At 59.6% G+C, this 9,946-nt stretch carries 12 protein-coding genes; 10 read left to right on the top strand and 2 right to left on the bottom strand.

What is annotated here, in order from left to right; translation table 11 throughout:
- The first annotated feature begins 13 nt into the window (after positions 1-13).
- From IPK59_19380 to IPK59_19345, 8 genes are all read left to right on the top strand, one after another.
- Positions 14-994: a hypothetical protein gene (locus tag IPK59_19380; GenBank protein MBK8160827.1), complete on the top strand. Its 981-nt coding sequence runs from the start codon at positions 14-16 to the stop codon at positions 992-994.
- A 63-nt stretch (positions 995-1,057) separates the two neighbouring features.
- Entirely contained in the window at positions 1,058-2,182 is a 1,125-nt protein-coding gene (locus tag IPK59_19375) for a hypothetical protein (protein ID MBK8160826.1), read from the top strand.
- A gap of 102 nt (positions 2,183-2,284) precedes the next feature.
- On the top strand, positions 2,285-3,079 hold the full coding sequence (locus IPK59_19370) for a hypothetical protein (protein MBK8160825.1): 795 nt from the start codon (positions 2,285-2,287) through the stop codon (positions 3,077-3,079).
- 30 nt (positions 3,080-3,109) lie between these two features.
- Positions 3,110-3,346 carry a hypothetical protein gene (locus tag IPK59_19365; GenBank protein ID MBK8160824.1) on the top strand — a complete coding sequence of 79 codons (237 nt, stop codon included), beginning with the start codon at positions 3,110-3,112 and terminating at the stop codon, positions 3,344-3,346.
- 140 nt (positions 3,347-3,486) lie between these two features.
- Positions 3,487-3,888 carry a hypothetical protein gene (locus tag IPK59_19360; protein ID MBK8160823.1) on the top strand — a complete coding sequence of 134 codons (402 nt, stop codon included), beginning with the start codon at positions 3,487-3,489 and terminating at the stop codon, positions 3,886-3,888.
- A 94-nt stretch (positions 3,889-3,982) separates the two neighbouring features.
- Positions 3,983-4,765: a fumarylacetoacetate hydrolase family protein gene (locus IPK59_19355; protein ID MBK8160822.1), complete on the top strand. Its 783-nt coding sequence runs from the start codon at positions 3,983-3,985 to the stop codon at positions 4,763-4,765.
- Between the two features lie 117 nt (positions 4,766-4,882).
- On the top strand, positions 4,883-5,491 hold the full coding sequence (locus tag IPK59_19350) for a DsbA family protein (GenBank protein ID MBK8160821.1): 609 nt from the start codon (positions 4,883-4,885) through the stop codon (positions 5,489-5,491).
- Positions 5,492-5,516: 25 nt separating this feature from the next.
- On the top strand, positions 5,517-6,002 hold the full coding sequence (locus IPK59_19345; GenBank protein ID MBK8160820.1) for a PAS domain-containing protein: 486 nt from the start codon (positions 5,517-5,519) through the stop codon (positions 6,000-6,002).
- 12 nt (positions 6,003-6,014) lie between these two features.
- Here IPK59_19345 and IPK59_19340 read toward each other — a convergent pair whose 3' ends face one another.
- The gene (locus IPK59_19340) at positions 6,015-6,605 is read right to left on the bottom strand and encodes a TMEM165/GDT1 family protein (protein MBK8160819.1); all 591 of its coding nucleotides are present in this window, start codon (positions 6,603-6,605) and stop codon (positions 6,015-6,017) included.
- 187 nt (positions 6,606-6,792) lie between these two features.
- Between IPK59_19340 and IPK59_19335 the strand changes: the two genes are divergently transcribed.
- Positions 6,793-7,098, top strand: coding sequence for a PAS domain-containing protein (locus tag IPK59_19335; GenBank protein MBK8160818.1), 306 nt, complete (start codon positions 6,793-6,795; stop codon positions 7,096-7,098).
- 195 nt (positions 7,099-7,293) lie between these two features.
- Here the strand turns inward: IPK59_19335 and hutH are convergent, their stop codons facing one another.
- On the bottom strand, positions 7,294-8,820 hold the full coding sequence (hutH, locus tag IPK59_19330) for a histidine ammonia-lyase (GenBank protein MBK8160817.1): 1,527 nt from the start codon (positions 8,818-8,820) through the stop codon (positions 7,294-7,296).
- Between the two features lie 395 nt (positions 8,821-9,215).
- Here hutH and IPK59_19325 point away from each other — a divergent pair, with 395 nt between their 5' ends.
- Positions 9,216-9,923, top strand: a complete 708-nt coding sequence (locus IPK59_19325) for a B12-binding domain-containing protein (protein MBK8160816.1) — start codon at positions 9,216-9,218, stop codon at positions 9,921-9,923.
- Positions 9,924-9,946 lie beyond the last annotated feature (23 nt).

Below are 9,946 nucleotides of genomic sequence, written 5' to 3'. Positions count from 1 at the left end.
ATTCCCAGTAAGAGTGCGGGAATTCTCGCGAAGAAGAGCGAGGAAATACAACCGCTTGAAGACGATAGAACCGCCGGAAAACGCCGAAAAGCTAAAAATCGCAACCGCCCTCCACACCCAGGGTATCAATCCGGAACGCTGGACCGAGGCCCAGCCGGCCAGCTGGGCGGTGCAGAAGGCTTTCCAGGAAACGGGCCAAAAACCGGACGCGCAGCATTTCGAGGTGAACGGCCGGCTCTACAAAAGCGGCCCGCGCGTTGCGGCAAACCAGGCCCAGGGCCAGGACGCAATCGATGTCTATCTGGGTGCGGCGCCCAAGCCGGTCGACCAATTGGTCGACATCGCCAAAGTGCCCCTCAGATATCCTTTCGGCCGCCCGCATGAAGCGCGCGACGACCGCCCGGACGCCCATGCGCTCAATCTTCATTACGCCCGGATGGGCGTCGATCCCGGATCGGCCCATAACGGCGACCCCCTGCCGATGGACCAGCAGCCGAAACTGCAGCAGGCCACCCGCGCGCCGGATGGCAGCGAGATTCCCCTCGGCATCCCCGGCATCTATCGCGGCTATGACGACGGCTTTTTCTACGCTGCCAACGAAGGCACCCAGGAAAGCGCCGAAACCCAGGCCCTGCGCCGGAAACTTGCTCTGGAGAAAGCAGAACGCCTCAGCGATCCTGCACCGATCGCCTCTAACGACAACGATCCGGAAATCGACGAGGCGGTAGCGCGGAGCTATCAGCCGAGAAGCATTGAGGAGATGCCAGCGAAGCTGCTCGAGAAACCCAGCGCATCAACCGAAGAAACCGCTTCTATCCATTCACGATTATCCACGCTCATTTCTGCAATAGAGAAGCAGCGAAGCGGCCAACCGCTAAACAAAGACGAAGAGTCATTGCTGCAAGCCGTTGACGTCACCTTTGGCGATGCTGGCATACCGATAGACTTGAAAAAAGCGGATATTGCGCACCTCAAGCAGATCGCAGAAGCATAACAAAAGGAACGGCAGGGCAGACCAAAAGAGACGGATAAAGCTGCGGCTAGGAACAAAACCACTATGCCCGTTATCGCCGGCACGACGATGGCGCTCCCGGCCCTGGGCGGTGCTGGTGAACTCTTCGCCGGAGCCCGTGCCGCTGCGGCGACGGTTACCGCTCTCTTGAGCGATGCAGCAATAGGTGCCACTGCAGCAGGAAGTGCTGCATTCGCAGGATTGGTTGGCGGCTTCCTCGCCCTCATGACATCCCCCACGCAAACCCAAGAACAGGAAGACGCTGAGCTTCAACGGGTAGCCGAACAGGTTGCGTTGTCCAAACCAAAACCTGCTGAAATCCCGACCATAAAGAATCCAGATTCATTACGAGGCAGCACGATACCGCCAGTCAACGACAACCAACCCGATCCAGCCAACGACAATGATCCGTCGCGCGGACCTGGAATCACTGCCGGGATGGTGGCCTCCGTAGCGACGGCTGGTTTGCTTGCTGGAGACGAGAGAGAGTTAGAAAACGCTCCTCAACTACCGGAGCCAAAAGCCTTCAACCCAACATCGGAAGACCTGCGCGACCTTCAGAACGACTTTGCGCACGCGGTCCTTCAGGGGCAATTGCCGCAGATTTGGATAAATGGAGAAGAAATAACAGCCTACAATCCTCACGGCTCACGCGGTCGTCCAGCAGTGCAAGAACTTGACAAGAGAGCGGCAGAGGCTGTGCAAAAAGCCCTGGAAGGATGCCGTGACGTGCAGCTGGTAAAGTTGAAAGGCGGTGCGGAAGCGAGAAATCCACAATACCATATCGGTGACTTTGACAGTCCAGGAAACCTAAACAGTGTCCGTCCAGACTTCACCTTTGGATTCAAGCATGGCGACTTTGAGTGCCTCTATCACTTGAACACCGTAGATATTAAAGCGACCGGCCAACCCACCCTGCGCGAGACGAATGCCGAAAGTAGAATCTATCAGAATACTGAAAAGATCGTCAGGAATCTTGCCGCAGCGTTAACTCGGGGAATGGCCAATGCTGACGCAGGTAAGGCTGGATATGCCTATGACTATCTACGGAAGCCAATGACCAATGACGCCAATGAAATAAATGAAATCATCGAAGATTTCATGCTGAATGTCTTCAGCTGCTCTCGGATAACAAGGGAATGCCGACGCACCAATCCCGGACCTAGGTAACCTCTTATGGAGCTCGGCGCGATTTGCGCCTAGCATCTTTCTTTTCAACAGGGCCGAAAAGCCGAAATTGTGTTTCTGTCGATCAGACAAGCTGAGGTATTCATGAAATTCAAAGCAGACTATTTCCCGGCGCCACGCAAATCGCCGCAGGGCTGGAAGCGCCTGCGCCAGCTTGAGGTCGCGATGCTGGAAGAAGAGGTCGATATCCTGAGCGAAAAACTGCTCGACCGATTTCCAGAAGGCAGAATGTTTTCTGAAAAGTATCATCGGGGCAAGTCGGCCTCATGGATCGGAACCGAAGGCATCCAATTCGCCTCCACCTTGACCGCTGCCAGCCGTGCTGGAAATACAGTACAAGCGGTTTTTCGGGTGCCTTGGCCCATTGATATTCTATCAGGCGATCCCATCCGACTGATCGGCGGGGTGGAAGTGTCGCAACTCGAAAATCGAGCCCATTTTCGTCAAATGGGGAGGTGTATCGCCGTCTCATGGCAGTCGCAGCAGCAAAAACCGATCATCCGGGTGCCCGTGCTGAAGGAACAGAACGGGCATCAAGTAGATTACAGCTTCGACCTAGTACATACGCCACTGACAATCAACGCACTCTTCGACGCCGAGGATGCCGAGGTAACTTCCTTTCTCGACGAGGTCGAGAAGATCCTGCTGGAGATGACCACCTGCGATTTTGCAAGCTATGACCTCTATACGCACGCGTTGATCAATCCGAAACGCCACCGATCGACCGACCGTCGGTCGGCTGGCGTTGTCCGCTACGCTGCGCTGCATGACAATACCTATTTGGGCTTCTGTGGTCCGCGCGGAATAGTGTCCGAGGTCATGGGCGTGCGGCCGGATATCCGCGCGGCGCTACGCGGGGAAGCAGGATTGACAGTTTAAATCGCTAAGTTTTTTAATTCGGGAGCGGCCATGAAGCGGGATACGGCAACGTCAATGATGGCGGCTTTATGCAGCCCTGAAACATCATTCTCCAAACTCGATGATCTTAGTCGTCAAATTGAGGATGAAGCCGAACGGGTCTGGGTTCGCCGGCGTCTTGCCGAGGCTATGCGCGCACTAGGCTATGAACTCGTTATGCATATCGTCCGGCAGTATCCCGATCTGGATCCAGATAAGAAAGCGGAAGGCGAAGAGAAAGCGGGATAAGAAAGCTTGGTCTGATCCAGGGTGATAATATCTAGAGGCGTCGGGATAAGAAGGAGAAACGACTATTGAAGTCCTTATACTTGATAGGTGCATTCATTTGTACAATGCACCTCAGCAGCTCCGCGCTCGGAGATGAGTCGTTGGCCAGCAAGCCCAGATTCTTTGTGAACTATCAAATGATGATCTGGCCTTTCAAGCTGCTTAAAGAAATTTCTGCTGCAGATGCATCCCGAATCTCTTCACGGACCTTTGACTCTCCTGTCGAAAGGAAGAACTCCGAACCGGTTCTTTCACTACGCTCGTACTATGAGGATCATTTCGACAGCAATGACAGAATGGTCTGCGTACTCAAATGGAGTTACGGGCGACAGGTTTGGTGGCATCAGTTTCAGTATTATGATGATGGTGCTTTGCTGTCATTTGCTCAAGGCGAAGTGATATCAAAGAAAATTATCACTCAGTATCTGGATCGTCAAAAAAAGACAATTGGGACAGAAGAATCCACGTATGATAATAGCGCTGATATAAAGCCATGCGGGTAGACGAGCGCGACCATCATGTCTGGTTTTCGATGCTGGCTATCAAGTACAAGCCAGTTGACGGTGATGCGTCACGGGACAAAAGGCCGCGTACAACATGAATAGATCGGCGATTGACAAAGCCGCCGGCATTCTCTGGCAGGCGCGGCTGTCGCAGGGGCGCTTGTCCGCGCTGCCGGCCGATTGCAAGCCGGCGACGCTGGGCGATGGTTATGCCGTGCAGGACGCGATGGCGGCACGCGCTGGGTCGCCGATCTTCGGGTGGAAGATCGCGGCCACCAGTGCCGCGGGTCAGAAGCATATCAGCGTCACCGAGCCATTAGCAGGAAGGCTGTTTGCCGATTTTGTTTTGCGCGATGGCGCCAGCCTGCCGGCAGGGCCGCTGCAGATGCGCGTGGTCGAGGCGGAGTTTGCCTTCCGCATGGGTCGCGATCTTGGTCCTCGTGCGGCGCCTTATGAGATGGACGAGGTTTGCGCGGCCGTTGCTGACCTTCATCTCGCGATCGAGATTCCCGATGCGCGGTTCGAGCCCTTCGACAATATCGGCCCGGCGCAGATCGCCGCCGATGATGCCTTCGCCGCCTGGTTCGTGCTGGGACCCAAGGTCGAAGGCTGGGTGAAGGTCGATCTTCCCCATCAGCCGGTGCGCGTTTGGAAGAACGGGAAGGTCGCCGCGGAAGGTACGGGCGCCAACGCGCTCGGTGATCCGCGCCTGGCGCTGACCTGGCTGGCCAATGAGCGGTCAAAGCGCGGTGGCGGCCTCAAGGCTGGCGAGATCATCACCACCGGCACCTGCATCAAGCCGCTGACGATCGCACCGGGCGATGCGATCGTGGCGGAATTCACGAGGCTTGGCCAGGTTTCGGTAACGCTTTCCTGAGGGCCAGCACGCCCCTTGACCTTCCGCCTCTTGACCTTCCCCCTCTTGACCTTGCAGGGCCGGAGGCGAAAGATCATCGGTGACGACCGATTATCCAGCTTCCGGAGACGTCCCGCCATGGCGCGCATTGTCGACTTCTACTATGCAATCGGCAGCCGCTATTGCTATCTGGCGCAAAGCCAGGTGCAGCGGCTGGAGGCGATCGGGCAGGTGGCCGTTCGCTGGCGGCCGCTGCTCTCCGAGGATCTGATGCGGGCGCGTGGCTTGACGCCGTTCAAGGATCAGGCGGTCTCGGTGCAGTACATGCCGGAGTACCGTTCCGAAGATGCGGCGCGCTGGGCGGCCTTCTACAACATTCCCTATCGCGAGCCGAGCTGGAAGGCGATCGACTGGCGGCGCGTCAACATGGCGGCGGTGGTGGCGGCCCGTGTCGGCGATGTCGCGGCCTATTCGCGGCGCCTGTTCGATGCGACCTTCGGCGCTGGCGCAACGCTCCTCACCGATCATGATCTGGCCCGCCTGGCCGGTGAAGCAGGTCTTGACGGCGCACGGCTGGTGTCGCTGATCGATGACAAGGAAACGCAGGCCCTGCATCGCCGCACGATCGATGCCGCGGTTGAGGCTGGCGCTTTTGGCGTGCCGACCTTTGTGGTCGATGGCGAGGTGTTCTGGGGAAATGATCGGTTGATCCTGCTGCAGCATCATCTGGCCAAGGATGCCGCTTGAGATCTAATCACCAGAGCCTCGCGCGATGAGTGAGGTATCACGCCCTTACCCGCGGACCACCAACGTCGCGGAAATGCAGGCGCGCGCAACGCCGCAGACCAGGGCCTTCTTTGCCTATTGGGATTCCAAGCGGCAAGGGCGCGTGATGCCGGGGCGGCGCGACCTTGATCCCATCGAGATGAAGGCATGGCTGCCTGGCATCCAGCTCATTGACGTCTTCGAAAATCCGCGCCGTATGGTCTATCGCCTGGTGGGACAGGTCGAGGTCGAGATGCGTGGGTTCAGCCACGCTGGTGCCGAGGTCGCGGAAGCATTCTTTGCCGTCAGTAAGGAAGAGGCCCTGCGCAACTACAACCTCGTCATCGACAGCCAAGTGATGGTCTATGACTGGGCGCGCTATGCGACGAGTGGTGGCTTTCAAGCCTCGCAGGAAACGATCTTCCTGCCCTTGTCCGATGACGGGCACCAGGTCAACATGGTCATCACCTACACGGTCGTGTGCGATCGATAACGTTACGCCCGCTCAGCCGGTGATCGGCCCCGACCCCATGGCAAGATAGATACCGAGCAGCAGGAAGCAGGCCGAGGCCGTGTAACGCACGCCGTTGATGGGCAGGCGATCGGCGAATTTATGCCCGAGCAACACCACCGGTGCGTTGGCCAGCATCATGCCCAGGGTCGTGCCGGCAACGACCGCGACGAGATCGGGATAGCGGGCGGCGAGCGCCACGGTCGCGACCTGGGTCTTGTCGCCGATCTCGACCAGGAAGAACGCGACCAGCGTCGTGACGAAGGCGCCCGCGGCGCGCCTCCGCTGCGGCTTGTCGTCCTCGTCGAGCTTGTCCGGAATCAAGGTCCAGGCTGCCATGGCGACAAAGCCGGCCGCGAGGCTCCAGCGAATCCAGTCGGGCTGGATATAGTCGTCAAGGAAAGCGGTGGCCCAGCGGCCGATGGCACCGGCCAGGGCATGGTTGGCGAGGGTCGCCACCAGGATGCCGGCAATGATCGCCCAGGGGCGCCGGAAGCGCGACGCCAGCACCAGTGCCAGAAGCTGGGTCTTGTCGCCGATTTCCGCCAGGGCGACGAGACCCGTCGAAACCAGGAAGGCTTGCATGATCTGCTGGCATCCGGTGATGAAGTGCTGGGCCTCTCTATCCGACCCGAGCACTTGCCGCAACAACTCCGAGAGGAGCCAGAGGGGGGGCGAGACGCCCCAGTCGCCGTGGTTGCGGGCGTCACAACCCTCCGCAATAGTGACGTGGGGAAGAAGGTGGCAACGCCACAGGAAGGGTTTCGACCGGATGATCCGCGCTGCCAGCATTGCCGATCTGGGATCGGAGCCGCTGTTGAGACTGGAAGCCTATTGGCTGGCCATGCGCGGCGCCCGCGCCATGCCGTCGCGGGCTGATATCGACCCCGCCGACATCAAGGACCTTTTGCCGCAGATCATCATGGCGCGGATCGAGCATGGGCCGCTGCGCGTCAAATACAGCATCGTGGGCACCGCCTGCGCGCGCAGCGCCGGCTTCGATTATACCGGTCGTTATCTCGACGAGCTGCTTTTCCAGTCCGAGTCTGACACCGATTGGCTGAAGATCTATGACTAGATCGTCAGTAGCCGCACGCCGGTTGCCGGCACTTGCCGGTTCAAGACGGCGGATGTCGAGATACCCTACCGAGTCGCCGTTTTCCCGCTATCGAATGACGGCGAGCGCGTCGATCATACCATCGCCTATGAACATCTAACGCTGACCCTGACCGAGATGGACCATGTCCTGCCGGTCAAGCCGTTGGGCTGAACCTTACCCCACCACGCGCAGCGGCGAGATTTCGCGGAACAGCGGACTGCTGACCAGTTCCTTGGCAGCGGCGATGTCAGGGGCCATCTCGCGGTCGATATCCCAGAAGGCGACCTTCGCCCGCAGGGTCTCCATCACCCGACGCAAAGGCTGGCTGGTTTCAACCGGGCGCCTGAGATCGATGCCCTGCGCCGCGCACAGAATCTCGATCGCCACGATGCCCGCGGTGTTGTCGGTCATATCGAGGAGGCGGCGCGCACCATGGGTCGCCATGCTGACATGGTCTTCCTGATTGGCCGATGTGGGCAATGAATCGACGCTCGCCGGATGGGCGAGGCACTTGTTTTCCGAGGCCAGCGCCGCCGCCGTCACATGGGCGATCATGAAGCCCGAATTGAGCCCCGGCTCCGGTACCAGGAAGGCCGGCAGATTGCTCATGCGGGAATCGGTCAGCATGGCGATGCGGCGTTCCGAGAGGGCGCCGATTTCCGAGACGGCGATGGCGATGCAATCGGCGGCGATGGCAATGGGCTCAGCGTGGAAGTTGCCGCCTGAGAGAATGTCGCCCTCCGCGGCGAAGACCAGCGGGTTATCGCTGACGGCATTTACCTCGCGGCCGATGACACCGGCGGCATGGCGCAAGGTGTCGAGTATGGCACCCATGACCTGCGGCTGACAGCGTAGGGAATAGGGATCCTGCACGCGGTCGCAATCGACATGGCTGGCACGCAGGGGGCTGCCGTCCATCAGGGCTTTCAAGGCCGCGGCGACCTCGATCTGGCCCAACTGGCCGCGGATGGCATGGATGCGCGGGTCGAACGGCGTGTCGCTGCCGAGCGTCGCATCGGTGGTCATGGCACCGCCGCCGAGCGCCGCCAGGAATACATCCTCCGCCGCAAAGAGACCGGCCACGGCAAGCGCCGTGGAAACCTGGGTTCCGTTCAGCAGGGCAAGACCTTCCTTGGCGGCCAAGGTCAGCGGCTTCAAGCCGGCGCGTGCCAGCCCATCGACGGCACTCATCACGTCGCCGCGATGGCGCACTGCGCCGACACCGAGCAGCGCCTGGGAGAGATGGGCGAGGGGCGCAAGGTCGCCGGAAGCACCGACCGATCCTTTGGACGGGATAAGCGGATAGATTTCAGCATTCAGCAGCGTTACCAAGGCCTGGATGACTTCGCGCCGGATCCCGGAATAGCCGCGGGCAAGGCCGTTGATTTTCAGGATCATGATCAGCCGAACGATGTCGTCGCCGAGCAATGGACCGGTGCCGGCGGCATGCGACAGCACCAGCCGCCGCTGCAGTTCCGTCACCTGGTCGTCGGGGATGCGGGTGTGGGCAAGGGACCCGAAGCCGGTGTTGATGCCGTAAGCTGTCTTGTGCTGGTCCAGGATCGCCTGGACCGTGGCGGCCGAAGCATCGATCGCCGGAAAGGCCCTGGGATCAACCGACACTTGGTCGCCATCGCGCGACACACGCCGCAGGTCGGCCAGGGACAATTGGCCGGGATTGAGGGTGAAGGTCGTCGCCATGTCAGTTCTCCAGAAACGGTCCAAATCGTGTGGAAAGGGTGGCCACCGGCCGCTTGTCTTATCTTGTATATACAAGTTGCCGGAGCGACTCGCAACGCCCTCGCGTGCCCTTGCCCGCCTGGCTGACTGTCGGCGGCACATGAATTCTTCTCCTGCAAGGATGAGAGCAACCGATTGATGCCCGCCATATGGCGCGCCTGCACGAAAAGCCTGTCGTTCCCCGGATAATGCGTGTCGCGGCGGCGCGGCCTGCAAACCCGGAAAGCCGTTACGCCTGTTGCGAAATTTCGAATGAGCGGGCAGGTTGTCGCCGGTTCTTAACGAGAGATTAGGATCGACGGTCCAGATTGGCTGCCGGTTCCGCAAATCAACATGCCACAGGCGAAGGTGTGACCATGGCCAATGACGGTGAACTTGACCTCAATACGCTGAGCGACGAAGAGCTTGTTCAGCAGGTGCATGACGACCTCTATGACGGTCTCAAGGAAGAGATCGAAGCGGCGGTCAACATCTTGCTCGCCCGTGGCTGGACCCCCTATGACATCCTGACCAAGGCTCTGGTCGAAGGCATGCGCATCGTCGGTGTCGATTTCCGCGACGGCATCCTGTTCGTCCCCGAAGTGCTGCTGGCCGCCAACGCCATGAAGGCCGGCATGTTCATCCTCCGTCCCCTGCTCGCCGAAACCGGCGCGCCCAAGGTCGGCAAGATGGTCATCGGCACCGTGAAGGGCGACATCCACGACATCGGCAAGAACCTCGTCTCGATGATGATGGAAGGTGCCGGCTTCGAAGTGATCGATCTCGGCATCAACAACCCGGTCGAGAAGTATCTGGAAGCCATCGAACTGCACCAGCCGGACATCCTCGGCATGTCGGCGCTGCTCACCACCACCATGCCCTATATGAAGGTCGTCGTTGACGCGATGATCGAAAAGGGCATCCGCAACGATTACGTCGTGCTGGTCGGTGGTGCGCCGCTCAACGAAGCCTTCGCCAATTCGGTCGGCGCCGATGCCTATTGCCGCGACGCGGCTGTGGCCGTCGAAACCGCCAAGGCCTTCATGGCCAAGCGCCAGGGTTCGGCACTTGCCAACAAGGGCTGATCGCATCGACCCAACCGGGTTCG

This window comes from Rhodospirillaceae bacterium, from assembly GCA_016712715.1.
Taxonomy (GTDB): domain Bacteria; phylum Pseudomonadota; class Alphaproteobacteria; order Dongiales; family Dongiaceae; genus Dongia.
This window is presented reverse-complemented; position numbering and strand designations above follow the sequence as displayed.

Excerpts from the sequence above, each read along its gene's own strand:
- IPK59_19375 (MBK8160826.1), top strand. The coding sequence starts at position 1,058 with ATGCCCGTTATCGCCGGCACGACGATGGCGCTCCCGGCCCTGGGCGGT.
- IPK59_19370 (MBK8160825.1), top strand. The coding sequence starts at position 2,285 with ATGAAATTCAAAGCAGACTATTTCCCGGCGCCACGCAAATCGCCGCAG.
- IPK59_19365 (MBK8160824.1), top strand. The coding sequence starts at position 3,110 with ATGAAGCGGGATACGGCAACGTCAATGATGGCGGCTTTATGCAGCCCT.
- IPK59_19355 (MBK8160822.1), top strand. The coding sequence starts at position 3,983 with ATGAATAGATCGGCGATTGACAAAGCCGCCGGCATTCTCTGGCAGGCG.
- IPK59_19350 (MBK8160821.1), top strand. The coding sequence starts at position 4,883 with ATGGCGCGCATTGTCGACTTCTACTATGCAATCGGCAGCCGCTATTGC.
- IPK59_19345 (MBK8160820.1), top strand. The coding sequence starts at position 5,517 with ATGAGTGAGGTATCACGCCCTTACCCGCGGACCACCAACGTCGCGGAA.
- IPK59_19340 (MBK8160819.1), bottom strand. The coding sequence starts at position 6,605 with ATGCAAGCCTTCCTGGTTTCGACGGGTCTCGTCGCCCTGGCGGAAATC.
- IPK59_19335 (MBK8160818.1), top strand. The coding sequence starts at position 6,793 with ATGATCCGCGCTGCCAGCATTGCCGATCTGGGATCGGAGCCGCTGTTG.
- hutH (MBK8160817.1), bottom strand. The coding sequence starts at position 8,820 with ATGGCGACGACCTTCACCCTCAATCCCGGCCAATTGTCCCTGGCCGAC.
- IPK59_19325 (MBK8160816.1), top strand. The coding sequence starts at position 9,216 with ATGGCCAATGACGGTGAACTTGACCTCAATACGCTGAGCGACGAAGAG.